Source organism: Ruegeria sp. YTSC325 (assembly GCF_059609525.1).
This window is the reverse complement of record NZ_JBXWLY010000017.1, coordinates 35,263-59,493: the sequence shown is the minus strand read 5'-3', so window position 1 is coordinate 59,493 and position 24,231 is coordinate 35,263. Positions and strand designations below refer to the sequence as shown.

At 54.1% G+C, this 24,231-nt stretch carries 22 protein-coding genes; 16 read left to right on the top strand and 6 right to left on the bottom strand.

The window, feature by feature from the left end; all coding sequences use genetic code 11:
• Positions 1 to 17 precede the first annotated feature (17 nt).
• From AC2FF7_RS19350 to AC2FF7_RS19315, 8 genes are all read left to right on the top strand, one after another.
• On the top strand, positions 18 to 1,082 hold the full coding sequence (locus AC2FF7_RS19350) for a cytochrome-c peroxidase (RefSeq protein WP_480869536.1): 1,065 nt from the start codon (positions 18 to 20) through the stop codon (positions 1,080 to 1,082).
• 535 nt (positions 1,083 to 1,617) lie between these two features.
• Positions 1,618 to 3,105 carry a YfcC family protein gene (locus tag AC2FF7_RS19345; protein WP_496849816.1) on the top strand — a complete coding sequence of 496 codons (1,488 nt, stop codon included), beginning with the start codon at positions 1,618 to 1,620 and terminating at the stop codon, positions 3,103 to 3,105.
• 9 nt (positions 3,106 to 3,114) lie between these two features.
• Positions 3,115 to 4,494 (top strand): amino acid permease, encoded by a 1,380-nt coding sequence (locus AC2FF7_RS19340; RefSeq protein WP_496906180.1) that lies wholly within the window; start codon positions 3,115 to 3,117, stop codon positions 4,492 to 4,494.
• Positions 4,491 to 5,717 carry an arginine deiminase gene (locus AC2FF7_RS19335; RefSeq protein ID WP_496906179.1) on the top strand — a complete coding sequence of 409 codons (1,227 nt, stop codon included), beginning with the start codon at positions 4,491 to 4,493 and terminating at the stop codon, positions 5,715 to 5,717. Before AC2FF7_RS19340 ends, AC2FF7_RS19335 begins: the two co-directional genes overlap by 4 nt.
• Positions 5,718 to 5,775: 58 nt before the next feature.
• Positions 5,776 to 6,774, top strand: coding sequence for an ornithine carbamoyltransferase (gene argF / locus AC2FF7_RS19330; RefSeq protein WP_170756246.1), 999 nt, complete (start codon positions 5,776 to 5,778; stop codon positions 6,772 to 6,774).
• Between the two features lie 3 nt (positions 6,775 to 6,777).
• On the top strand, positions 6,778 to 7,716 hold the full coding sequence (arcC, locus tag AC2FF7_RS19325) for a carbamate kinase (RefSeq protein WP_353394467.1): 939 nt from the start codon (positions 6,778 to 6,780) through the stop codon (positions 7,714 to 7,716).
• A gap of 993 nt (positions 7,717 to 8,709) precedes the next feature.
• Positions 8,710 to 9,939 carry a serine/threonine transporter SstT gene (sstT, locus tag AC2FF7_RS19320; RefSeq protein ID WP_480869525.1) on the top strand — a complete coding sequence of 410 codons (1,230 nt, stop codon included), beginning with the start codon at positions 8,710 to 8,712 and terminating at the stop codon, positions 9,937 to 9,939.
• Between the two features lie 290 nt (positions 9,940 to 10,229).
• The gene (locus AC2FF7_RS19315; protein ID WP_234899584.1) at positions 10,230 to 10,484 is read left to right on the top strand and encodes an SH3 domain-containing protein; all 255 of its coding nucleotides are present in this window, start codon (positions 10,230 to 10,232) and stop codon (positions 10,482 to 10,484) included.
• Between the two features lie 273 nt (positions 10,485 to 10,757).
• On the opposite strand, the gene AC2FF7_RS19310 is transcribed toward AC2FF7_RS19315, so the two are convergent.
• A complete protein-coding gene (locus AC2FF7_RS19310; RefSeq protein WP_480869522.1) occupies positions 10,758 to 11,543 on the bottom strand; it encodes a LysR family transcriptional regulator in 786 nt (261 codons plus the stop codon).
• 111 nt (positions 11,544 to 11,654) lie between these two features.
• On the opposite strand from AC2FF7_RS19310, the gene AC2FF7_RS19305 reads away from it, so the two are divergent.
• Together AC2FF7_RS19305 and AC2FF7_RS19300 are read left to right on the top strand one after the other, a co-directional pair.
• Complete coding sequence (locus AC2FF7_RS19305) at positions 11,655 to 12,578, top strand: SDR family NAD(P)-dependent oxidoreductase (RefSeq protein ID WP_496906178.1); 924 nt, start codon at positions 11,655 to 11,657, stop codon at positions 12,576 to 12,578.
• A gap of 72 nt (positions 12,579 to 12,650) precedes the next feature.
• Positions 12,651 to 12,971, top strand: a complete 321-nt coding sequence (locus AC2FF7_RS19300) for a hypothetical protein (protein WP_496906177.1) — start codon at positions 12,651 to 12,653, stop codon at positions 12,969 to 12,971.
• Positions 12,972 to 13,163: 192 nt separating this feature from the next.
• On the opposite strand, the gene AC2FF7_RS19295 is transcribed toward AC2FF7_RS19300, so the two are convergent.
• The 3 genes from AC2FF7_RS19295 to AC2FF7_RS19285 form a co-directional block, all read right to left on the bottom strand.
• Positions 13,164 to 14,447 (bottom strand): adenylate/guanylate cyclase domain-containing protein, encoded by a 1,284-nt coding sequence (locus AC2FF7_RS19295; RefSeq protein WP_496906176.1) that lies wholly within the window; start codon positions 14,445 to 14,447, stop codon positions 13,164 to 13,166.
• A gap of 220 nt (positions 14,448 to 14,667) precedes the next feature.
• Positions 14,668 to 15,567, bottom strand: coding sequence for a hypothetical protein (locus tag AC2FF7_RS19290; protein WP_480869454.1), 900 nt, complete (start codon positions 15,565 to 15,567; stop codon positions 14,668 to 14,670).
• A gap of 252 nt (positions 15,568 to 15,819) precedes the next feature.
• Positions 15,820 to 16,227, bottom strand: coding sequence for a glutathione peroxidase (locus tag AC2FF7_RS19285; protein ID WP_496906175.1), 408 nt, complete (start codon positions 16,225 to 16,227; stop codon positions 15,820 to 15,822).
• A 576-nt stretch (positions 16,228 to 16,803) separates the two neighbouring features.
• Between AC2FF7_RS19285 and AC2FF7_RS19280 the strand changes: the two genes are divergently transcribed.
• Entirely contained in the window at positions 16,804 to 17,301 is a 498-nt protein-coding gene (locus AC2FF7_RS19280) for a lactoylglutathione lyase family protein (RefSeq protein ID WP_170356644.1), read from the top strand.
• Between the two features lie 342 nt (positions 17,302 to 17,643).
• On the opposite strand, the gene AC2FF7_RS19275 is transcribed toward AC2FF7_RS19280, so the two are convergent.
• Together AC2FF7_RS19275 and AC2FF7_RS19270 are read right to left on the bottom strand one after the other, a co-directional pair.
• A complete protein-coding gene (locus AC2FF7_RS19275; protein ID WP_480869449.1) occupies positions 17,644 to 18,861 on the bottom strand; it encodes an HlyD family secretion protein in 1,218 nt (405 codons plus the stop codon).
• Positions 18,858 to 19,238 carry a hypothetical protein gene (locus tag AC2FF7_RS19270; protein ID WP_480869447.1) on the bottom strand — a complete coding sequence of 127 codons (381 nt, stop codon included), beginning with the start codon at positions 19,236 to 19,238 and terminating at the stop codon, positions 18,858 to 18,860. Before AC2FF7_RS19270 ends, AC2FF7_RS19275 begins: the two co-directional genes overlap by 4 nt.
• 397 nt (positions 19,239 to 19,635) lie before the next feature.
• Between AC2FF7_RS19270 and AC2FF7_RS19265 the strand changes: the two genes are divergently transcribed.
• The 5 genes from AC2FF7_RS19265 (at position 19,636) to AC2FF7_RS19245 (ending at position 23,956) form a co-directional block, all read left to right on the top strand.
• Positions 19,636 to 20,643, top strand: a complete 1,008-nt coding sequence (locus tag AC2FF7_RS19265) for a helix-turn-helix domain-containing protein (protein WP_496906174.1) — start codon at positions 19,636 to 19,638, stop codon at positions 20,641 to 20,643.
• 143 nt (positions 20,644 to 20,786) lie between these two features.
• Positions 20,787 to 21,077 carry a hypothetical protein gene (locus AC2FF7_RS19260; RefSeq protein ID WP_480869442.1) on the top strand — a complete coding sequence of 97 codons (291 nt, stop codon included), beginning with the start codon at positions 20,787 to 20,789 and terminating at the stop codon, positions 21,075 to 21,077.
• 397 nt (positions 21,078 to 21,474) lie between these two features.
• Entirely contained in the window at positions 21,475 to 22,857 is a 1,383-nt protein-coding gene (locus tag AC2FF7_RS19255; RefSeq protein WP_496906173.1) for a cytochrome ubiquinol oxidase subunit I, read from the top strand.
• Positions 22,857 to 23,858: a cytochrome d ubiquinol oxidase subunit II gene (cydB, locus tag AC2FF7_RS19250; RefSeq protein WP_170754826.1), complete on the top strand. Its 1,002-nt coding sequence runs from the start codon at positions 22,857 to 22,859 to the stop codon at positions 23,856 to 23,858. Before AC2FF7_RS19255 ends, cydB begins: the two co-directional genes overlap by 1 nt.
• Positions 23,855 to 23,956 carry a DUF2474 family protein gene (locus AC2FF7_RS19245; RefSeq protein WP_170754828.1) on the top strand — a complete coding sequence of 34 codons (102 nt, stop codon included), beginning with the start codon at positions 23,855 to 23,857 and terminating at the stop codon, positions 23,954 to 23,956. The genes cydB and AC2FF7_RS19245 overlap by 4 nt, the downstream gene beginning before the upstream one ends.
• Positions 23,957 to 24,231: the final 275 nt, after the last annotated feature.

Below are 24,231 nucleotides of genomic sequence, written 5' to 3'. Positions count from 1 at the left end.
TGCGTGCAGAGGTCTCGTTGTCTGCAGACGAAATTGAACAAACGCTTTCCTTTGGGCCTTGGCCACCATCCTTCCATTCGGACCCAAGCAATAGAGTTTCGAACAATGCCAGAGCGATCGCGCTTGGAGAGGCCTTATTCAACGATCCGGTGTTGTCCTCCGACGGTGCATTTTCTTGCGCAAGTTGTCATGATCCGGAACAGGCATTTACAACTCCAGAGGCGCGGGCGCTCGGCCGTGTACTGTTAGATCGAAACACTCCATCACTGCGGAACCTGGCCGGACTCCGCTGGTATGGGTGGGGTGGCAAAAGCGATAACCTTTGGGCAGCCAGCCTGCATCCGATCATCGAAGAACAAGAGATGGCGCACAGCCCCGAAAGCCTAAAAACAGCAATCTCTGAAAGTGCCTACATTGATGACTTTGAAGCTATTTTTGGCGTCATCCAAAATCAGGACCCAGAGCTTGTTCTGGTGAATACTGCAAAAGCTCTTTCGGCTTACTTGGAGACTTTGGTTGCCGACCGGACGCAGTTTGATGATTTCCGCGATGCCTTAGAGCGTCGAGATTTTCCAGCTGCCGCCTACTACCCCGAGGCAGCCCAGCGCGGTCTTCAGCTGTTTTTAGGGCGCGGGAATTGCGTATTTTGCCACAACGGCCCGAGGTTTTCCAATAATGAGTTCCACGATGCCGGTGTACCATATTTTCTGAATGAAACCCGGGTTGACGAAGGTCGTTTTGGTGGATTGAACTTTTTACTCTCAAGCCCCTATACACTGGACGGCGACTGGAATGACGATCCGGATAAGCATGGTGCTTGGGCGGTTCGAAATGTACGCCGGAGCCACGCTGATTTTGGAACCTTCCGCACGCCCAGCCTGCGCGGGGTGGCTGAAACCGCACCCTACATGCATGACGGCAGCCTAAGGGATCTGAACGCTGTGATCCGACATTACAGCAAAATCAATACGGAAAGGCTGCACGCCGACGGTGAAGCCATTCTCTTGCAATTGAATTTGTCTGAGCAAGAGATTGCAGACTTAGTTGCGTTTTTGATGACGCTGTCCACGGCGCCTTACTAAAGCGTTTGTGTTTAAAGCCCGGGAATGGGTTATTTGGTAAGCTGGTTCGGCGACTATCGTTAGCAGTGCCGATGAGGGGGTGCTGCTCGCTCTGGGTCAGAATCGCTTGACGTTTGGGTCAGAAATGGATGACGTGATCGGCTGAATTGTTGAGGTTTTGAAGTCGATTAAGTCCAATATCAGTAACGTTCCACAATCCTGTTGAACGTCACACGAACCCGACCCAACTGTCATAGTTGGATCAGAAAAGTGGTGAACGCTCGTCATCAGATGGCACCCCAAGTCAAACAGTCTTTCCACTATTAAAATCAGATGCCACGCTACGATTAGTTGCTGTCAAACATCAGATCGCTTTGATTGCGCGCTACAACTGACCCAAAATCGTGGAAAAGAGCCATGGCAGAAATTGTTCAATGTGTTCGGCTAGCTCACGTTTTGCGAAAGTGACAAGTCGCCGCGTTAGTACTAAGTTGAGACTTAAATATTCAAATATTTGACTGCCCAGCTTCTCAGCTTCACCCAGCGCGAGTTCCATATGTCCAAGTTCAAATTTCCTACCGCCTTTACCATTCTGTTCATTCTGATTGCCGTCGTGGCGGCCCTCACATGGGTTATTCCGGCCGGTGAGTATGACCGTCAGATGAACGAAGCTCTGGGCAGCGAAGCGCCTGTCCCGGGCACCTACCACGAAGTCGAGCCGAACCCTCAGGGGCTTACGGCGGTCATCCTTGCTCCGATTGCAGGTATGTACGACCCTAGTCTTCTGGGAAGTTCATCCAGCGCCGCAATTGATGTCGCTTTGTTTGTTCTGGTCATTGGTGGTTTCCTGATGGTTGTCACCAAGACAGGAGCTATCGACGCCGGTATCGGTTGGTTGCTGCACAGGTTGGCTGGGCGGGAAATCCTGATGATCCCAATCCTGATGATCGCCTTTGCCTTTGGCGGGACAAGCTATGGCATGGCGGAAGAATCCCTCGCGTTCTACGCTCTGATTATTCCGGTCTTTATTCGGGCAGGGTATGACTCCTTGACCGGGGTCGCGGTGATCATGCTTGGCGCAGGCATTGGGACCCTGGGCTCAACCTTCAACGCATTTGCGACAGTTGTTGCCTCGCAAGGTGCGGGTATTCCGTTCACGAACGGGATAGTTCTGAGGTTCATTATCCTTGTCCTTTGTCTTGCTGCAGGCATCGCATTCGTCATGCGATACGCATCACGCGTGAAAGCCGACCCGTCATTGTCCGTGGTGGCCGATCAGGCCGAGGAAAACCGGGCGCATTTCCTAAAGGGTTCGGAAGGCGATGATACGTTCCCCGAGATGACCAAGACGCGTTCGATCATTCTGATTCTTTTCGGGATTACCTTCGCCATTATGATCTATGGTGTTGTGGTACTGGGGTGGTGGATGGCCGAAATGTCCGGTCTCTTCCTAGTGATGTCCATCATCGTTTGGTGGGTCGGGAAAACGGATGAAGGGTCCAGAATGGACGAAGGGACCTTTGTGGAAACCTTCGTTGATGGCGCGCGCGATTTGCTGGGCGTTGCCCTGATCATTGGCGTCGCGCGCGGTGTTGTCGTCATTATGGACGCGGGCAAAATTACCGACACGATCCTTGCTGCAGCCGAGGGGTTTGTCTCGGGGCTGAGCGAGTTTGCCTTTATCAACGCGATGTTTGGTATTCAGATCTTGATGTCATTCCTGGTGCCGTCCTCGTCAGGGCTGGCCACGCTTTCGATGCCGATCATGGCGCCACTGGCAGACTTTGCGGGCGTCGGTCGTGACCTTGTGGTTACAGCGTACCAGTCGGCAAACGGATGGGTGAACCTGTTCAACCCGACATTTGCCGTCGTCATGGGTGGGCTAGCCATTGGCCGCGTGTCATACGACAGGTGGCTACGTTTTGTTTTCCCGCTGCTCGTAATTCTGGCCGTGATCATCTGCGCGGCACTCACCGTTGGGGCCATCACTGATCCGGGGATCGACGGGCCCACAACCGAGACTTCAGACACAACATCGAACTGAGCCGTCGCAATGACCGATCGCTCCGCCACAAAGACAACATCGACATCCGGTGCCCTAGGGCTGACGGCTTGTATCGCTCTGGTCGTTGGAAACATGATCGGGTCAGGTGTGTTTTTACTGCCGGCATCGCTTGCACCGTTTGGACCAGTTGCAATTGGCGGCTGGGTTTTAACGTCGGCTGGGGCGTTGGTTCTCGCGATCATTTTCGGACGCTTGTCGCGGGTCGTTTCAAAACCTGGTGGCCCCTACGCCTATTCGCAGGAAGCATTCGGAGACTTTGCAGGCTTCATTATTGCCTGGGGGTACTGGATCGCGCTTTGGACCGGGAACGCCGCCGTCGCTGTCGCGTTGGTGGGATATCTGGGATTCCTGTTCCCGATTATCATCGAAGTGCCAATGTACGGCCTCTCGACTGCGTTGGTTGCAATCTGGACGCTCACCTTGGTTAACATCCGAGGGGTCGAAGGCGCTGGTTTGGTTCAGATCGTGACCACCGTGCTCAAACTCGCGCCGCTTATATTGATTGGCACATTGGGTATCTTCTGGATCAACACCGAGAACTATGTTCCGGTCAACCAAAGCGGCACCACGGCGTTTACGGCGATTTCTGCCGCGGCTGCTCTGACGCTTTGGGCCTACCTGGGCCTTGAATCTGCGACGGTTCCCTCTGGCGATGTTATCGAGCCGGAAAAGACCATCCCGCGCGCCACCGTGATCGGCGTGATTATCGCCGCAAGCGTCTATATCTCGGTAACCGCCGTTTCGATGGGCGTCATTCCTGCCGAGCTGCTTGCTGTTTCCGCCGCACCTCTGGCAGCCGTCGGTGAGGTGATGTTTGGTCCCGTTGGCGGCGTCCTTGTTGCTGTGGGCGCGGTGATTTCGACCTTTGGCACTTTGAACGGCTTTACGCTGCTCAGTGGCCAGGTCCCTTACGGTGCCGCTTTGGATCGCGTCTTCCCCGCAGCCTTGGGCCAAAAATCCAAATTTGGAACGCCTGCTAATGCGTTAATCCTGTCGAACGCGTTGGCCTCGGTTTTGATTATCATGAACTATGCGCAAGGGCTGGTCGCCGCATTCAACTTTGTCATTTTGCTCGCCGTTGTCGCCAGCCTGTTGCCCTATGCCATCTGCTCTGTGGCGGAGATTATGATCCGGCTGAAAGGCGGGCAGGTCCTGCATGGCCCGGAATTGGCCAAGGTCGTCGTTCTGGGCGCGCTTGGGTTCATTTATTCGGTCTGGGCCTTCATCGGCTCCGGCGCTGAAACCGTTTTGGTTGGCTCCGTCCTGTTGCTTATGGGCGTGCCAATCCATGTCTGGGTCCGCTGGAGTCAGGCCAATGATATTGAAGACATTCAGAAAACAGATAGTTCGAAAGGAGAGTTGCAATGAAGCTCGGTGTTCATTCCGAGATCGGAAAGCTCAACAAGGTGATCGTCTCGCGCCCTTCTCTGGCGCATGATCGTCTGACGCCACGAAACTGCGAAGAGCTTTTGTTCGATGACGTGATCTGGGTCGAGCAGGCCCGCAAGGACCACGCAGAATTCTGTTCCCTGATGCGGGAACGCAGGGTCGAGGTCTACGACATTCAGGATCTGCTCGCCCAAGCTATCGCAGACGACCCCGCAGCGCGCGCCTTCCTGTTGGACCGTCTGATCACGCCCAACATGGTCGGCCTGGGCTTTTCCGTGGAAATGCGTGCCTGGTTGGACGAGATGGATGCCAAGCTGCTTGCTCGCCATATGCTCGGCGGCATCATCTTTGCAGACCTGCCCAAGGGTATGATCGACGAACAGTTCGGTGATCTGGTTTCTCTGGGCGACTTCATTCTTCCCGCGATCCCCAATGCGCAGTTCCAGCGCGACCCCTCCTGCTGGATTTTCGATGGCGTGACGACGAACCCGATGTTCTGGCCTGCTCGTAAGCCGGAAACCCTGATCATGCGTACGGTGTATCGCCACCATAAGATGTTCAAGGACGCCGAGTTCGAGTTCTGGTGGGGCGATAGCGACGATGATTTCGGCCTAGCCTCGGTCGAGGGTGGCGACGTTCAACCTGTGGGCAACGGCACAGTCTTCATTGGAATGGGCGAACGCACTACCCGGCAAGCCGTCGCTCAGGTGGCGGAAGCGCTGTTCAGGAAGGGCGGTGCCGAGCGTGTCGTCGCCTGTGCGATGCCCAAAAGCCGCGCAGCCATGCATCTGGATACGGTGTTCACTTGTCTTGACCACGACAAGGTCACTGCATTCTCGGAAGTCGCGGACCAGATCACCTGTATCTCGATCCGCCCGGGTGACCGCGGGGACTTGGATATCCACGTGGAAAAAGGGCACCTTTTCGACGTCTACAAAGAAGCGCTGGGGCTGAACTCGCTGGAGGTCATCTCGACCGGTGGCAACGAGTTCCAGGCCGAGCGCGAACAGTGGGATGACGGGAATAACGTCGTGGCCCTCTCGCCCGGTGTGGTCGTCGGTTATGCGCGCAACACGTTTACGAATGGCAAGATGCGCGCAGCCGGCGTCGAGGTGATCGAAATCTCGGGTCAGGAACTGGGGCGTGGTCGCGGTGGTGGCCACTGCATGACCTGCCCGATCGACCGCGACCCCGCCTATTGAATTTACCATGGGTGCAGTTCCGCCCTGCGCCCTTTGATATTTGTTAGGGAGAGACAAAATGGCATTCAATCTAAAAGGCCGTAGCTATCTGAAAATCGCCGATTTCAGCCAGCGTGAAATGCTGTACCTGCTGGATCTGGCCCGCGATCTGAAACGCGCCAAATACGCCCGCGCCGAACAGCCCTCGCTGACCGGAAAGAACATCTGCCTGATCTTCGAGAAGACCTCGACGCGTACTCGTTGCGCCTTTGAAGTGGCGGCCTACGATCAGGGTGCGAACATTACGTATCTCGATCCATCGGGCTCGCAGATCGGGCACAAGGAGTCGATGAAAGACACGGCGCGCGTTTTGGGCCGCATGTTCGACGGGATTGAATTCCGCGGTGCCGGTCAGGACATGGTTGAAACGTTGTCAGAATATGCCGGTGTTCCGGTCTATAACGGCCTGACCGACGACTGGCATCCGACCCAGATGCTTGCCGATATGCAGACCATGATCGAGCACGCTGACAAGCCTCGCAAGGACATTGTCTATGCCTATTCGGGCGACTGTCGGTCGAACATGGGCAACTCGCTACTGATGTTGGGCGCGATCATGGGCTGCGACGTCCGGATGATTTCTCCGAAAGAAACCCAGCCCCATGACGATGTGCGCGACTTGGCGATGGAGCGGGCTGAAAAGACCGGCGCACGTGTGACCATCACCGACGATACCTCGGCCGTAGAGGGCGCGGACTTCATTCATACCGATGTCTGGGTGTCGATGGGTGAGCCTAAAGAAGTCTGGGCTGAGCGGATCAAGCTGCTGAGCCCTTACCAGGTCAACATGGATCTGATGAAGAAAACCGGTAATCCAGCCGTCAAGTTCATGCACTGCCTGCCCGCCTTCCACAATCTGGAGACTAAGGTCGGTCAGGACATTCACGAACAGTTCGGCATCACCGAGATGGAAGTGACCGAGGAAGTGTTCGAAAGCGACATGAACATAGCGTTCGAGCAAGCCGAAAACCGGATGCACACCATCAAGGCGATCCTCGTCGCCACATTGGGAGCCTGAACCATGGGACGCGTTGTTGTAGCACTCGGCGGCAACGCGCTTCTCAAACGGGGTGAGGCGATGACAGCGGACAATCAGCGCAAGAACGCGAAGATTGCCGCAGAAGCCCTCGCCCCGCTCTGCGAAGCGCACGAAACCGTCATCACTCATGGCAATGGCCCGCAAGTCGGAATGCTGGCTCTGCAAGAGATCATGTATACGGATGTCGAGGAGTACCCGCTGGACGTTTTGGTCGGCGAAACGATGGGCATGATCGGCTATATGATCGAGCAGGAGCTTGGGAATATCCTGCCCTTCGAGCATCACATCGCCACCCTGTTGACCATGATCGAGGTTGACCCAAGCGACCCGGCCTTTGACAACCCGACCAAGTTCATCGGTCAGGTTTATTCCGAAGCGGACGCCAAGAAAGAGGCGGCTGACAAGGGCTGGACGGTGAAACCGGATGGCGAGTACTGGCGACGCGTTGTGCCGTCGCCCCGCCCGAAACGTATCTTTCAGGTCGAACCTATCCGTTGGATTCTGGAAAAGGGCGCGACCGTGATCGCTGCTGGCGGTGGTGGCATCCCGACGATGTACGAGGCAGGTGCTGAACGGAAACTGGTCGGGGTCGAAGCCGTCATCGACAAGGACTTTGCCTCGTGCCTTCTGGCGCAGAACCTTGGAGCAGATTTCTTTGTTATCGCTACAGATGCAGAAGCCGTGTTCCTGAACTGGGGAACGCCTGAACAAACAGGTATTAGATCGATCACTCCGGATTCATTGGATGAGTACGATTTCCCCGCCGGGTCAATGGGCCCCAAGGTCCAGGCTGCACAAGACTTTGTGCGATCCTCGGGCGGTCGCGCCATCATTTGCGCCCTAGCAGATGTTCCTGCAGCCGTTCGCGGTGAAAAAGGGACAACCGTATCGATGGAGGCGGGGAAAACACAGTTTCACTAGGCCCCAAGAATAGGCCCTGTTCATTATGATGTCCTCTATGGGACGCGAGGGACGACGCTGCACGCTGCGCGACACGAGATCGCGCATAGGGGGTGTCAGGCCACTAATTTTTACTGTCTCTGAAGTTCTTGTGAGCGGAATGCTGGCCAGGCAAGATGCTGACCCTCTGCCAAGATATCGTTGCGGCTACAGCGCGGAACTCGGCAGACTTTATGATTTTGGTCCTAAATTTTTGACGCTTCGCAGGCAGTTAGTTTCTCAGTTGCTTATGTTGCGAAACGAATAACAGGCGCTAAGCCTACTATTGAGCAAAAGGGGTTTAATTGTCGCGCAATCTTGAAGCCACCAGAATGGAGCCCTAAGCGCGGAATCGGTGGCCTCTGGGAATAGCCTTCGGCCAAAATTTGAACATATATTTTCTAAAAAGCACCATACGGTAGGAAGCGCAGTTCTGTTGAAATTTCGAAAGTTGGCAAAGTAGTAAATCTAATTTGAAGACCAGCTGCTTTGTCCGCGCTGTAGGCATTCGTTGAATTCTGTCGAACGATCGCGTTGCGCCTAAAGCAGACGTTTTGGCACGCTTTCCTTGCCAAGGCTTATGGCAGTCAACGAAGGGTTGGCGTGGTTCGATAAGAGCCTTCAGCACACTGTCCTTGCCGTTCCAGTTACGGGCTCATCGTTTGGCGGGAAGGGCAAGTTATAACCCGATTTGGAGAAAACGAACTTTGGGAAATACATTAATAAACATTTATGTTTAGGTGAAATTTGCGAGCAAATTGACGTAAGGTAAGTTATTGTAATGCATTAACAAATTGAACTCTTTTTGGTCGTTAAAACAACCACTTCAGAAATGTGCGACAAAGTCTTAGGCCATCTAGAGACGTTTAATTTTGCGCCAAGACCTCCAACTAGCCACCAGCCTTTGAATTTCAACCGTGCCTGCGCGGGCGTGAGCTTCGTCCGTATGGCCCCTACTCAAACAGGATGGTCCCAATGAATTTTATTCTGCGTGGTAGCCTGGTTACCCAAATCACCATCGGCCTAGTCGCGGGTGTTCTGCTTTCCACCTTTTGGCCCGCTGCCGGGTCAGCCGTCGGCTTGCTTGGCGATTTCTTCGTCGACGCATTAAAAGCCGTTGCACCCGTTCTGGTGCTGATCTTGGTTTGCGCTGCGATCACCAACCACAAAAAGGGCAGCGATGCCCTTATGGGCCCCGTGGTACTCTTATACCTAATCGGAACCTTCGCAGCTGCTCTGGTTGCGGTTACAGCGAGCTACATGTTTCCGGTTACTTTGCATCTGACCGGCACGCCCGAGCTTTTGGATGCGCCGGGCGGTCTTGCCGAGGTAGTTAAGAATATCTTGCTTAAAATCGTGGACAATCCAGTAAATGCTCTGGCAACCGCAAACTACATCGGCATTCTAGCTTGGGCCGTTGGTCTAGGACTTGTTTTCCGTCACGCCAGTGACACAACCAAGACCCTGATGTCGGATCTGGACGGCGCGATCACCAAGATCGTCGCAGCAATTATCCGGCTGGCTCCAATCGGTATCTTCGGTATCGTGGCTTCGACGATTGCTGAAACCGGCTTTGAAACACTTGCAAGTTATGGCCAACTTCTGGCGTTGCTGCTTGGCTGCATGATTTTCATGGCGCTGGTTGTCAACCCGCTGATCGTGTTCCTGCGCATCCGCAAAAACCCATATCCGTTGGTTTTCACATGCCTGAAAGAGTCCGGTATTACCGCGTTCTTCATGCGCAGTTCGGCGGCCAATATTCCTGTGAACATGGAGCTTTGCCGCCGTATGGATTTGGATGAAGAGACTTACTCGGTCACGATTCCAATCGGTGCTACGATCAACATGGCTGGCGCTGCGATCACCATAACTGTCATGACGCTGGCAACCGTTCACACAATGGGTATTCAGGTTGATTTCATCTCGGCCGTGTTCCTCAGCATCATTGCCTCGATTGCTGCCACCGGGGCTTCGGGCGTAGCAGGAGGATCACTGTTGCTGATCCCAATGGCCGCCAGCTTGTTCGGCATCGACAATGCAACGGCCATGCAAGTGGTGAGCATCGGCTTCATTATCGGCGTGTTGCAAGACTCTGCGGAGACCGGTTTGAACTCATCGACCGACGTTCTGTTCACCGCGGCGGGATCGTATAAACAAGGAGATCCTTACCCACGAAAGTTGGCCGAGGCTCAACTGCCCGCTTAGGAATTGAGTGAAACACTTCAACCGCTGGCACTGGTCGGCGGTTGAAGAACGGATCGGTACGCAAGACAGGCATCGGGTGCAAGTCACTGAACAATCGCATCGAGCCCAAACCTTAGTTTCGGCTTATTTTAGAATTTTTTGTTCAATTGTCGGTTTAGACGCACGCATACTTTGGTCGAGGAGTTACGCTTGATGATCAGAGACGCTAAGATTGCAGTTAACCAAACAGGCAGGTTAACGTTATGCGCAGTGCTATCTTCCTACATTTATTTACATTCTTCCTGGGCGCTATGGTTGTTTCTGAGTCCGCATCGGCAGCTTCTCTCGGACAATACGAGGTTTTTGGCGTTGAAGACGGAGACATGCTGAAATTGCGTGCAGGACCGGGAATAGGGTTCAACGTGATAGCGGGCTTTCCAAATGGAACCGTTTTACGAGTTCACAGTTGCGAGCAGACCGGCGGCACCCGTTGGTGCCGGGTCTCCTTGAAACGTGCGCGTGGTTTAAAGGGATTTGTATCTTGGGCATATTTGCGAAAACTATGATTTTGGCTTTGCAGGGTGCCACCTTAGATATCCAGGTCTTGTCAAAAGAACCAAAATTGAAGCGGTTAGGATGTTTCCCTAACTTCGGCATATTTTGTACGACAGGTAGCGATTGAACTGGAGTGCAGTGACTGTCATCTATTGGCGCAGTTTCGTTCCGGCGACCCAGAACTCATTCCGCCTCGATTGGACACTTGCAGCCAAGAAATCTACGAATAGTCTGACCCGGGCCGTGTTCTTCAAGTCGCGATGTAGCAGTAACCAGATGCTTCTTTAGGGCATGGGTTTCTGAAACGGTGCTCTGATAAGGTTTGGGTGCCGGTCTCCCAGATTGCACGCAAGGTAAGCCATGCCAAGCCCGGATGCGGCCAGCGTGATCAATGGGACAAGTTCAGATACTCGATGTTTAAGCGTGGCTTTTGGGTAGTAGCTGTTCTTAACCCAGTTCGCCGTGGTCGCCTCTTCTGGCTCGTGCCAGCCAATTAGGTGGAGCCCCTCACCACCGTTATCGGAGATCCGCTGAGCATATTCTCGTGTGCAATAGGCAGCCTGCGACATTTGCACGAGCTTTCGGCCCACGACATCATCCGTCACCTCACTTGCAACTCGGAGCGATACGTCCGCTTCCCGTCGCGTCAAATCACGAACGTCATTTGTGAAGTTCATGTTCAGGGTGATGTTTGGGTAGAGATCGGCGAAAGTGGCGAAATCGTCCATCAGAGAGGTCATTGCCAGACCATGGGGCAATGTGATGTAGACCGTGCCAGAAGGTTGAGCATCGCGGCCGACAATTATTCGAGACGCCGCTGTCATTTCCGCCTCAACGCGTTCGGCGTGAGGCATTAGGTCTTCCCCAAGCTGGGTCAGCGCCAAGCCTTGCTTTGAGCGATCAAAGAGGCGGCTTCCGACCCGTTCCTCCAAAACCGATAACCTCCGGGTCAGGGTCGTATGGTTGACCTGAATGCTATCGGCGGCGCCCCGCAATGTCCCAGTTCTTGCAACAGCAAGAAAATACTTCAGATCATCCCAGTTGAGAGAGTGGCTTTCCTTGATCGACATGGCTCTTGTGTTTCATTTTTGAAGCAACGTGCCCAGAAATACCTATCTACAGATCAATTTTCGGGCGGAATACCTTGGGCTAATCAAACGCAAACTCAAGGACTATGACAGATGAACCATATACAATCTGTGTTGATCACCGGCGCAAATGCCGGATTGGGTCGCGAGGCAGCCCGGCAGCTTGCGCTTCAGAAAGGTATATCCAAAGTCTATCTGGCTTGTCGTAACCCAATCAAAGCGGAAGGCGCAAAATTAGCGCTGGAACGTGAGACCGGGCGCAAGATCTTTGAAGTTGTCCTGATGGAGGTGACAAGCCCGGCTTCGGTTCGCGCCGCTGTAGCCGCACTTTCCGCCCCAATCGACGCGGTAATCCTGAATGCAGGAGGCACGGGCGGGCGGCACCCAAACAGCATTACCAGCGATGGCGTGGCAAATATCTTCGCAACAAATGTTCTGGGCCATGTGGTGTTGGTGGACGCATTGTTAGAGCGCCAGTTGGTGACGTCTACAATTCTATATGCCGGGTCCGAGGCTGCTCGTGGTATTCCCAAAATGGGTATGTACCGCCCAAGCCTGTCCGATGGGACGGTGGACGAGTTCAAGTCAATCGCCGATGGTACCAAATTCGGCCCCGACGGTGATCCGATGCAGACCTATGGCTATGCCAAGCTTACCGCGACCCTCTGGATGGGGGCGATGGCGCGTCAAAACCCTCATATTCGCTTTGTAACCATGAGCCCAGGCGGCACGGCCGGAACGGCTGGCTTTGATGACCTGCCATTTATGAAACGCATTGTCTTCAAACATGTGGGCGGTGTGCTGATGCCTCTGTTAGGCATGATGCACAGCGTTGAAGCCGGAGCAAAACGGTATCTGGACGGGTTGCTCGACCCGGAGTTCAAAACCGGCCATTTCTACGCCAGCCAAGCCGGTTATCCCACTGGGCCGGTCGTGGATCAAGCCGGCATCGATGGGGCTCTGTCGGACATCACCACCCAGGACAACGCGATCAAGGCATTGCGCCAATTCGCCTAGAAAACAGGAGTAATGAAATGGAAACCACACTGAACATCCTCGTTATCCTCGCAACCCTCATGATGTCTGGTCTTGGCATCATGTCGATGTTTGCACCCCGGCGCATGGTTGCTAACTTTGCAATCGAGCCGGTTGGCACAGCCGGGGCTGAGCACAATCCGTTCGGTGATCGGCGGGCTGTTTCTGGCCTCAGTGACTTCTCTAGTGATCGCACTGACCACCGGGCAGACCCTGGGCTATGCGGCTGTCGCGGTCCTGATGGCGGTTGTAGCTGCCGGGCGTATTGTCGGAAGTTTAGCGGACGGGTTTGACAAGGCAGTTGTGCCACCCTCGGTCGCTGAACTGATGATCATCGGAGTGTTGGTCACCGCGTATTACCAGCTTTCCGCGTAGCCGGGTTTGCTTCAATCGGACGGCGGCGAAGTTGGAATAGCCGCCTTCCGATCAACCAAGCACAAACTCTATGAGTTAACACTCTCGCAATATCCGCTTTGTCCGCATAGCGGTCATTCAGACAGATCGCAGCGTACGACCGCACCGAGCCCTAAGCAGCCTTCAGAGCAACCGTCGCCAATGCGTGTTATTCTACTCTGCATTGCCCTTGGTCATTCGAAAAACCTCAACCGGTTCGCGGATGCCCTTGAGCGTGACCTCTCCTGCTGAGACCGACGGGAATTCGTTTTCCACAGCGATCGCTGCGCGGGTGCTGAGTAGTATCTCGCCGTCCTCAGCCATATCGCAGAGACGAGCCGCTAAATTGATCGCAGTGCCCGAGGCGGTGTAGTCTGATCGATCTTCATACCCGACTATGCCTACGGTCGCATATCCGAGTGACACGCCCACGCCAAATCCAAGTCTATGACCAAGCCGCTTCCATTTCTTGGACAACGCAACCATTTTCGCGCGCATCGCAACCGCGAGCCGAACCGCGTCTCTGGCAGGGTCTTCGCAGGGCAACGGATCGTTGAACAGCACCATGATCCCATCGCCCATACGATGGTCTACGCCCGCTTCATGCGCGTTGATCAGCTTCCCCATTTCCTCGTGATAGGTCTGCAACACCTCGATGGTTTCTTCGGGTTCCGCAGTTTCGCAAAATGCCGTGAACCCACGAATGTCACAAAAAATAACACCCAAAAGGGAGCGATGGCTTTTCAACAAGGCCTCAGAGCCTGAGGAGATCACCGTGTCGGCGACAGCGTTGGGAAGAAAGCGTTTAAGGCGGCTCATTCGCTCAATCTCGCCTACCTGTTCCTCGACGCGGTCTCCAAGTTCTGCATTTAGCTTTTCCAAGGCTCTAAACTGTCGCGCGTTTTCGATGGCGATGACGGCTTCGGTGGCAAAGTTATCGACCAAAAGCAGGTCGTCAGGTGCGAATTTGCCGACCTCTCGTCGCAACAGAACCAGATTGCCAAGAGATTTCCCCTGCGAAACAAGCGGGACGAACACACGCGACAGGATACCATCGACGTCCACCAATTTTATCGCATCCGCATGCCTGGATTTGTAGAACTCCGTCTCGCGTATATCAGGTTCTTCGACGATCCGACGCGTTTTGACGCTTTTGTAAGGTGCAAATTCTCGGCCGACTTGAAAGACGTTGCCGACCTTCATCATAGTAGTCGCTTCCCCCGTGGCAGCAGCTATTTTCCATTCGGTATGGTCCTCATTGATCAAAACCACAAAGGTCATCGGAGCACTACACAACCGCGCTGCGTTTTTTACGATTGTATGAAAAACTGGCGTCTCATCGTCGCGGCTTTGGCTTATGACAGTCAGGATTTCCCGCGTCGCGGCCTCACGGTCACGCGCTCGAACAAGTTCGGCTCGAAGGGTTTGTTTATAGGCGTTGTCCTGTGAGTCCGGCACAATTTGCCCTCGGTTCCTGATCACATTTCAACATGGATATCACACAGGGCTTGCGAGACCAGAGAATTGCAGAGCGGACGCCAGGCGGAGGCAGCTTTGTCCGCAGAGTAGCCATTCAAAGAAGTAGCAGCCAACTTTCGCTTTGCGGACAAAGCGGTGGTTCAGACTCAGCCGCGAGAAAACCTCCGCACACATATGGCAAACTGGCTCGATGCCGTGATCAGAACCTGACCCTAAACACCAGCCCAACCAACGGCGCAGTGTCATAGCTTTGCCGACTGATTTCTGCTCCATTCGCATCATCTAAAGTCAGGCGGCCATCAAATTCTGCGCCCGCAAATACGCTCAATGAAACTCCAGGATTCGGATTGTACCGAAGAGAAAGAACTACAGGGATACTCTTATCTTCACCCACCCCATCCGGGGCGAGGCCATCCCCATCCAACCTGAAACGAATTCTCTCTGATCGTGCGGTTAACGAAAGGTCGATAGCCTCATTTAGAGCGTAGCTCAGCGACAACCCGGGACCTTGCGTTGCTCCGACACCAGAGCCAGTGTTCAAATTCCAGCGTTCATTTATGTCCCAGTCGATAAGCAGAGCCGGAAAAAAATCAGTACCGCTTTCGTCTAATTCGGAAAACGCACCAAAGGCTGGGCCTATCGTTAGGCGCTCGTTCAGTTGCCATGCAATACCTGCAAAAACACCGTAGGTTCTACCGTCAGATGAGGAGGCCCCGCTTTGGTAGTCCCACCTGATCTGTGGCGAAACAAAAACCGTTGTTGTATCCCCCACACGAAACCGGACAGGAACAGCTACGCGAAGGTCCCGGATGTTTTCCCAAGGCTGGTTGTTAGATTGGCTGAAATTGTAATCCAGCTTGCCAAAGCTGGTGGAAAGCCCAACGCTGCTTCCGCCTTCTAGTTTGTAAAGTGCGGTAGTACGTAGAAACGCTCGACTTGCAGAGAACTTGCCGCCGCCACTCAAATCCGCATCCCCTTGTAACGCGGCAAGCCCATCAACCTGATACGCCCAGCCTAACTGAGGCTGGGCGGCCGACGGAAGCGAAGTGAACCCAAGAAAAACAAATCCAAAGCAGCACGTTAGAAGAAGGTTTTTCATCTGACATTTTCCACGTGAGACTGGTTTCCTTTTGGGATGCCATTGCTGGACGAGCGGTTCAAGTCCTATACCCGCACAATCATCTGGGTGCTTGCGCTTTATGATGAATGGGCAGTGTGATCCGGCTGGAGCGGTTTTTCATGGCAGGAGTTCCTCGATCTCGTTCGTAACGGACGCCGAAAGCGGATCAACGATCGAGCCTTATGTTTCGACAACTGTACCACCGGGGCCAATCAAGACCTTGTTGAAATTCTACCTTGGCGCGAATCCTTCTTCCTCTTTCAAGGACCGGAAGAAAGGGTGAGCGTCAGGGCCAGTCACGTGTGTTATCACGCTCATTGGAAAATCGGTACGGTATTGCAGTTCGCAGAAATCGCGCACTTCGTCGTTGGTTATCAGTTCTTGCTTGAAGTCATCCGAAGGGACCGCGGCGACAACCAGTCCCCGGTTGCGATACCGATCATAAAGGTCTCGAAGCCCCTGGTATTGACGGTTGAACGCGCATTGGGATGCCGTACTGACGACTAGAACCGGTTGACCATTCCAATCTGACAAAGACAAGGTTCCCCCGTCGATCGAGTCAAACTTCGCGTCAAGTTCAAGGGCGCGAACGTGTTCGCCTGGCAAGAGAAAGCCGCAAAGCACAGTTATCCGAAACATTCCACACCTCCATTTTCATAGTTGGATACGGAAGAACAATGCGGACGGATTTCATTTTGTGGACATAGCGCGCGGGTCGCGTGCAACTGCCGGCGGTCGCAACTCAGAGATAGAAAATTGGGGACGTTCGAAAGCTCAATTCAGGCCCACGATCAAAAATTATCTTGTTCCTCAGTGGCAACGTCAAAATGGCTTTATCCAAATGTATTTAAAATCGGTCGTCGCTAGGAGGCAAATAATCAAATCAGAACTTGGAATGCATTCGGCACTTTGAGAAGCGCAATACTGTAATTTGCACCTCTTCACTTTGAACTTCCGCGCTAAGGCGGGCTTTAGACGCAATAAAGAAAAAGACGTTTTCTGCAGGCTAAACAACGCCTGCATTGCTGACTTGGTCGCTTTCGATACCTGTCAGATAGCTACCCGTGGATCAACGCCGAAGGGTCAATCAAATTGTCTGCAATGGTCGTGAATTTGGCAAACTCAATTTGACTTTTCTGTTGTTAAGTAAACTTCTACTTGCAGATCATTTTGTTGAAACTGATCCTTGGTCCACAACAGTTGAAGGGAACAACAATGTCGCACACGCCTCGATCCTTTTCTCACATAGGTCTTTCTGTGCCGGACGTGGATGAAGCAGTAAAATTTTATTCCGAGGTATTTGGCTTCTACGTCATCATGCCGCCAACGGACGTTCTGGAGGATGATAGCGATATTGGTGTAATGTGCACGGATGTCTTTGGACCAGAATGGAAAAAACTGCGCATAGCTCACATGGCGACTGCGGACCGTGTTGGGATTGAAATTTTCGAGTTCGACGGGAATTATGCGCCAGAAAACAACATAGACTACCGGCGCAATGGGACATTTCACTTTTGCATCCAAGATCCCGACGTGGAAGGCCTGGTGAAAAAAATCGTAGCGGCGGGGGGAAAGCAGCGGATGCCCATTCGTTACTACTATCCGGGCGATAAACCTTACCGGATGGTCTATGTAGAAGATCCATTCGGTATTGTGTTCGAACTGTACAGCCATTCCTACGAATTGACGTATTCGTCCGGTGCTTACAATTGAGAAACGGTTCAATTTGAAGGCTGCTTTGACTCCAAATAACCGTTCTCTGCGTTGCACCGTGTCTTGAGTTTTTGAGCGACTGCTTTGAGGTCTGAGTGGTCGCTAGTTTCAATTCGCTTCAACGACCGCTTTGCGGACGAAGCTGACATTTCGGGCTAATGTACTTAGCTGTCATTCTGCTGCAAAAGACTGCGTGAGCGACCCATCGAACTGTTCTCCGTGCGGCAGGAAACCGTTATTCAACCCGCTTTCTTTTGGCATGCGGCATGCCCGCACACAGCAGAAACGGCTCCCTACATTTATCGGGAGCCGTGTTTGCTGAATAGGTGGGTCTTTCGAAATTCAGGCGTGTCCACCACCGATCAAGCCGATACCCGAAGTCAGGCCGAACCAAGCTTTGACCCGCAGACCAACCGCCTTGATGATACCCATTGCCTGGATCCCATGCGCAACAAGTGTTCCTTCCATGTCACCTTCAAAATTGGTGGTGTAGGATTGAACGATACAGCCGCTGCCGGGCACCAAAAGCTCCCGGTGCTCTGGGTGTACGAGGTCCAGATGAACGACGATTTGACCCCGTTTTGCCTTTTCGCTGGGCTCAATCAGGCGGCCGCTGGGCGCAAGCTGGCCGGAAGAGATCGAGTCTTGAATACGCACGATCCTTGCTGGGAGAACCGTATTGCGCATCGAGATGTTAAAGTTACTTTCACAGGCAACTTCCGCCGCCATGCCTTCGTACAACTCAGTGCGGGATACCTGCGAGAACCCGGCCACGATACGTCCACGCTCGGCGTCTTTGCGGTCAGGGACGATCAGCATGGCGGGGCTCATGGCTGCCTGAGCGGCGCGCGATCCAACGTTGAGCGTGACCTGCTCGACTACACCGTCCACCGAGCTGAGCGTCAACGTCTTGGACAGTTCCACCTGGGCCTGTTTCAGCGATGCACGCGCTGACGCAAGCTGGGCTGGCAAAACGGCGTTCGCCTGAACTTGTGCTACGCCCAATTGTGTCTCAGCTGCTTCAACCTCCGCCTCACGCGTATCCAAAGTCGCCTGGGCGCGTTCCAACTGGCTTACCTGAAACGCAGCAGATCCTTTGGCCTGCAAAGCGCGGTGATCCAACAGAACGAGTTTTGCCTGTTCTCTGGCGGTGAGCGCCGCGTCCAGAACGGCCTGTGCCGTTTCGACTTGCAACTCGGCCGCCAGTTTCGCGCTTTCGATTTCCTCGACTTTGCGCCGCGCGAAATCAACCGCGGCCTGTTCAGACGCGTTCTCGACGGCGAACAGCGGATCACCAGGCTGCACATGGTCTCCGCCCTTTACGAAGACGTCCGTGACGGTCCCGCCATTCTCGGCCACGACAGGTACAGTTCGGAACGGAACAAGGCCGGTGTAAGATTTGGGATAGTAGTAGAACACCGCAAAAAAGACGATCAGGGCCAGTACAAACCACATAAAGACGGCACGGTGAACGTTGTAGAGCGTTACGGGCATCCCGCGCCATTTCAGATAGATCACGCGCAGGACAAACGGAAAAGATGTGACGAGAAGTTCGATCATTTCACCATCTCCTCTTTCGATGGGCGCCACCAGAGCATGAAGTCGCGAGCGATTGCGGTCAGGATCAGAGCGCCCGGCAGCAGGTTGCTAAAGTGGCTGAGTGCAGGCATCAGCTCATACGCCAACGCCACGGTCAGCATCGTCGGAATAGTTGTCCGCAGCGGAGTGCCGATTGATTTGTGTTCGGTATAGCGTTCAAAACGCGCATACAGGTGCACGACCAGCAGGATCGCAAGGGCGAGAACGATCAAGCCTACCCATGCATAGGTATCGGTTTGATTGGGCGCGACCCACCATCTGGGATCGCCGCCAGCGGCAAAGGCAGGAGTTGAGATGAGCCCTAGTATAGGCGCCATCAGGAACGCGGGTGGTTTCATGTTTCAGGTCCTTTTGTTGCGCAGCCAATCTGCGCGTGTGGATTTTCGGTGACTGGAGAACGTCAATTCTCGGATGGTTGTTGTGCGGTTACTGAGGGTTGTTCCGGCGGAGTGTAGGGAGGATCCCAGCGACGCCCATTCGGTGTTTTTTCACCAAGCGCCGAAGTGCGCCGTCCGTGGATGTTCCCACCAGACCACTCCTTTTTGGCGGAGTTTTGGATTGCCTTGAGAACGCGGTAGTATCTTGCGAAGTAGATCATGGTCGTTTCCTTTCTGATGACCCGGACCTAACCGTCATCGCACCAGCGATCCTGAGGGTTCTGGACATTTGTTATTGGCTTCTGGACAATTGCAGTGACTGCAGTGGGTTGCGTACAAGTCAGGGGAGGACGCAAAAGTGCCACGCATCAGTGCTTACAGGTTGCAAAACGTCGGGCTGCGTTATTCGCAAGAACCTGGCGCGAGTATTCCGTTTCTGGAAATTCTGGAAATGGCAGGCGCGCCTTCGGATATCCTCGACAGCCCTGACGCGACCATCGAGCTGCTACATGAGGCAGGCGCAGTCGAAACAGCGTGCCGGGTTTTGGAAGATAAAACCTTTGCCGCGCGGGTGGGTCTTTCGGCGCAAGGTCCTGGGACGCTTTTGGCGTATATCGTACGGGCGGCTGAAACGATTGAAGATGCGCTGGCACTGACCCAGCGCTTCTACGCAATGCAAGACCCTGACCTGCGCCTGGACGTCGTAGGAGCACCTGATGAGCCGAGGATTACGCTGGAAAGCAATGTGATCCCAGCACATCAATACCCGCGCCACCGCGAAATGCTGATCTTCGGTCTTTATAAACGCGTTCAACAGATCACCTCGGGTGGGCTTGCCCCGATCTCGATTGAACTGGAAACGGACGATACCGAGCATTGCAAGAAGCTGGCCGAACTTGCTGGCTGTCCCATCGAAGGGCTCAAAGCAGGATATGCTTTGGCCCTGCCTCCAAATGGCATGAGTTTTCGGATCCCGACTGCGGATCCCAACTTGCTTGGGCATTTGCGTCGGCACGGGGAAGAACAGCTGAAGGCTCAGCCTGATGCAGTCCGCAGCCTGTCCGACCGCATTATGGATATGCTCGGCGAACGTCTTCCCGGACCAATACCAAACGGCGACGATATAGCCGGAGAGCTTGGCCTGACGCGCCGCACCATGACGCGGCACCTGTCTGCCGAGGGTACTAGCTTTAAAGCTCTTCTGGAAGGTGTGCTGTGCGATCTGTCCAAACGCATGCTGCGTAGCGGTGAGGGTGTTGCCCGCGTAGCCTTCATGCTTGGATTTGCGGATCAGGCCGCCTTTTCGGTAGCGTTCAAGCGCTGGACAGGTGAAACGCCTGCCAGATTCCGTAAAGCTGGCCGCTAGAGGGGCTGGCACCGGGAGTCGAAAGATGTCCAAGATCCACAAAACCTTGTCCCGTCTCCAAAAGAAAGCGGGACATCGGGTCACCTAGTTCAATGGCACACAGCAGCCGCGGTGGCTGCTAACCCAGAACAAGGATGAACCCTATGAAGACCTCGAAGAAATTCTTTATCGCCCCGATCTCAGGCGCACTTCTGATCACCATGGCTGCCACGGCTCACGCTGACTACGTCACCGACAAAGCGATCAAAGGCGCAGTTGTCGGTGCCACTATCGCCGGAATCGCTGGCGAAAGCATCGTAGGTGGCGCGGCCGCTGGTGCCGCAGTCGGAGCTGTGGGCGGCGCGATCCAAAAGGACAATTTTGAAGACGCGCAAGACGAAGCCCAAGAGCGTCGCGACGACTTCAAAGAAGAACACAAAGACTGGAACGACTAAGACACGACCCCCAGTGAAGCAAAAAAGGAGAAGCAAAGCCGAACAAACCCGACCGGTTAGCCTGCGCTGTTAGCATCCGGACGCAGTTTGACTGACCATCCCCCACAGAACTCGCATAGTTTCTGAGAGGTTGCCATCCAGCTCGTAATCGAGCCGGGTGGCAACTTTGTTTTGGGCCTTCGAACGTCAGACGTACGAGGCGCTCGCGGTTTCAAATTTCAGTCGCCCATCTCGACCAGGGTTTTGTCCAAAACCCAAAAACAACCGTCCAGAACCCAAGCGAACTGAACCAGACACCACCCCAAATCCGGCTCATCTGAATGACACCGACGAGTTGGCAGCCGAGACTCCCCTGTTCACTGCCGCACTTTGCAACCCAATGCCAAAGGAAACGGCAATGAACCTATTCGCAAACTTCGACGCAGAGACCCTGGCACGCATCCAGTTTGCCTTTACTGTGTCGTTTCACATCATCTTCCCGGCCTTTTCCATTGGCTTGGCAAGCTTCTTGGCCGTTCTCAATGGCCTATGGCTATGGCGCAAGGACAAGGTCTACCTCAACCTTTTCAACTACTGGAAAAAGATCTTCGCCGTAGGCTTTGCCATGGGCGTCGTGTCCGGCATCGTGATGTCTTACCAGTTCGGCACGAACTGGAGCGTATTCTCGGACACCGCAGGTCCCGTAATCGGCCCCTTGATGGCCTACGAGGTCATGACGGCCTTCTTTCTCGAGGCTGGGTTCCTCGGCATCATGCTCTTTGGTCGTGAACGCGTTGGTTCCGGCTTGCACATGATGGCCACGGCGATGGTCGCCCTCGGCACTCTGATTTCGGCTACGTGGATCTTGTCGGTCAATTCCTGGATGCAGACCCCGGCCGGGTTCGACATCAACGAACTGGGGCAGTTCATTCCCGTCGAATGGTGGTCGATTGTCTTCAATCCGTCTTTTCCCTACCGCCTGACACACATGGTTCTTGCCGCCTATCTCACCACTGCTTTTGTGGTAGCCGGGGTTGCGGCCTGGCACTTGCTACGCCGCAATCGCACAGCTGAGGTCACCCGAATGTTTTCGATGGCAATGTGGATGGCCGTTCTGGTCACCCCACTGCAGATCGTTGCCGGCGACCTTCATGGTTTGAACACGCTGGAGCATCAGCCGCAGAAAGTGATGGCGATGGAAGGTCACTTCGACAGCCATCCCGAAGGTGCACCGCTGATCCTGTTCGGCATTCCAAACGAAGATGAAAAGCGCGTGGATTATGCCATCGAAATCCCGAAACTATCATCGCTGATCCTGAAACATGATCCCAACGCGCCGCTTGACGGGCTGGATACTATCCCCGACGACGAAGAACCCCCGGTCGCGATCGTGTTCTACAGCTTCCGCATCATGCTCGTTATCGGTTTTGCCATGCTGAGCGTCGCCTTGTGGTCGCTTGTTCAGCGAGTACGAGGCCGCCTCAACGAAGATCGTTGTTTGCACCGCACATCCGTCCTGTTGGCGCCCAGCGGGTTTGTGGCGGTACTGGCCGGTTGGGTCACCACCGAAGTGGGGCGCCAACCTTACACGGTGTATGGGCTGATGCGGACATCGGACTCACTCTCACAAGTGGATGCACCTTCAGTTGCCACGTCTCTAATAGCCTTCATCATCGTATATTTCGCCGTTTTCGGAGCAGGCACGTTCTACATGCTGCGCCTTATGGGGAAACCACCTGTCGAAGGTATCCAGAAAAGTCACAAACCCATTGAAATCTCTATTTTGGCGGAGGCAGCGTAATGCTTGAACTTTCAACAATCTGGGCAGGTATCATTGCCTTTGCTGTTCTGACTTATGTGATCCTAGACGGGTTCGATCTTGGAATTGGGATCCTCTTTCCCTTCGCGAAAACCGACAAAGATCGGGATGTCATGATGAACTCTGTCACACCGGTATGGGACGGGAACGAGACTTGGCTGGTTATGGGCGGCGGAGGTTTGTTCGCCGTTTTCCCGCTGGCCTATTCTGTGGTGATGCCCGCGATCTATTTGCCCGTTATCGTGATGCTTCTCGCGCTTGTCTTCCGCGGTGTCGCCTTCGAATACCGGTGGCGTACGGTACGCGCGCGTTGGTTTTGGGATGTTGCGTTTCACGGCGGGTCAACCCTAGCCGCCTTCTGCCAAGGCATCGCGCTTGGCGCGCTGGTCCAGGGTATCCCGGTCGAGGATCGGCTGTATGCAGGCGGACAATGGGACTGGCTGACGCCGTTCTCTATCCTGACGGGTGTGGCCTTGGTGATAGGTTACGCTTTGCTAGGAGCAACCTGGCTCAACATGAAAACCAAGGGCGAGTTACAGCGGCAGATGCGCTCTTTTGCCCGCCCGCTAATGCTCATGACGCTTGCGTTGATTGGTCTGGTCAGTCTTTTGACCCCATTCCAAGACCCGATCTATCTGATTAGATGGTTTTCGTGGCCCGGTGTCGTTTTCTCTGTACTAGTGCCAGCTATCGTTGCTGTTGTTGCTTGGATTCTTGATCGCAGCCTGAGGGAAAAACGAGACTATCAACCCTTCTTCTGCGCTATTGCCTTGTTTGTCGTCTGCTTCATTGGCATTGGGATCAGCTTCTATCCCTATATGCTACCCCCAAGCCTCACGATTGCGGAAGCCGCAGCGCCAGATAGCAGTTTGGCATTCGCACTGGTCGGAGCCGTCGTTCTGCTGCCTGCGATCCTAGCCTACACCGCCTACACGTACTGGGTTTTCCGCGGGAAGATCGATCCAGAGGAGAGCTACCATTGAAACTGCTAAAGCAAGTTTTTTGGTTCGGCGCGATCTGGTTCGGCAGCGTCTTGTGCCTAACCACTGTCGCTTACGTAATCAGGATGTTCATCACTTGAAATGGCAAGGATACCAATGTTCGCGCATCGGCATGTTTAGATCACGCAAATATTAGTCCAAGCGCCGAAAGAAACTCCGTTCCGGCCCACCAGATTCCCAAGAACAAGCGGCTGGCTAGGTCGTCTCAAATTCAACAATTCAAGGGGGCTTTTATGCTTTCTCGTGCAAAACCAATGCCTGTGCAGTGGGATCAGATTGACCCGGCTCTGCCCATACCAGCTAAAAACAACCACGGTGGCAGCCTTTCGCCTGGCATGTTGCCAAAGCTATTCAC

Coding starts and splice junctions, on each gene's coding strand:
- AC2FF7_RS19255 (WP_496906173.1), top strand. CDS start 21,475: ATGAACCTATTCGCAAACTTCGACGCAGAGACCCTGGCACGCATCCAG.
- AC2FF7_RS19345 (WP_496849816.1), top strand. CDS start 1,618: ATGTCCAAGTTCAAATTTCCTACCGCCTTTACCATTCTGTTCATTCTG.
- argF (WP_170756246.1), top strand. CDS start 5,776: ATGGCATTCAATCTAAAAGGCCGTAGCTATCTGAAAATCGCCGATTTC.
- AC2FF7_RS19280 (WP_170356644.1), top strand. CDS start 16,804: ATGTCGCACACGCCTCGATCCTTTTCTCACATAGGTCTTTCTGTGCCG.
- AC2FF7_RS19270 (WP_480869447.1), bottom strand. CDS start 19,238: ATGAAACCACCCGCGTTCCTGATGGCGCCTATACTAGGGCTCATCTCA.
- AC2FF7_RS19275 (WP_480869449.1), bottom strand. CDS start 18,861: ATGATCGAACTTCTCGTCACATCTTTTCCGTTTGTCCTGCGCGTGATC.
- cydB (WP_170754826.1), top strand. CDS start 22,857: ATGCTTGAACTTTCAACAATCTGGGCAGGTATCATTGCCTTTGCTGTT.
- AC2FF7_RS19305 (WP_496906178.1), top strand. CDS start 11,655: ATGAACCATATACAATCTGTGTTGATCACCGGCGCAAATGCCGGATTG.
- sstT (WP_480869525.1), top strand. CDS start 8,710: ATGAATTTTATTCTGCGTGGTAGCCTGGTTACCCAAATCACCATCGGC.
- AC2FF7_RS19260 (WP_480869442.1), top strand. CDS start 20,787: ATGAAGACCTCGAAGAAATTCTTTATCGCCCCGATCTCAGGCGCACTT.
- AC2FF7_RS19335 (WP_496906179.1), top strand. CDS start 4,491: ATGAAGCTCGGTGTTCATTCCGAGATCGGAAAGCTCAACAAGGTGATC.
- arcC (WP_353394467.1), top strand. CDS start 6,778: ATGGGACGCGTTGTTGTAGCACTCGGCGGCAACGCGCTTCTCAAACGG.
- AC2FF7_RS19285 (WP_496906175.1), bottom strand. CDS start 16,227: ATGTTTCGGATAACTGTGCTTTGCGGCTTTCTCTTGCCAGGCGAACAC.
- AC2FF7_RS19290 (WP_480869454.1), bottom strand. CDS start 15,567: ATGAAAAACCTTCTTCTAACGTGCTGCTTTGGATTTGTTTTTCTTGGG.
- AC2FF7_RS19310 (WP_480869522.1), bottom strand. CDS start 11,543: ATGTCGATCAAGGAAAGCCACTCTCTCAACTGGGATGATCTGAAGTAT.
- AC2FF7_RS19315 (WP_234899584.1), top strand. CDS start 10,230: ATGGTTGTTTCTGAGTCCGCATCGGCAGCTTCTCTCGGACAATACGAG.
- AC2FF7_RS19340 (WP_496906180.1), top strand. CDS start 3,115: ATGACCGATCGCTCCGCCACAAAGACAACATCGACATCCGGTGCCCTA.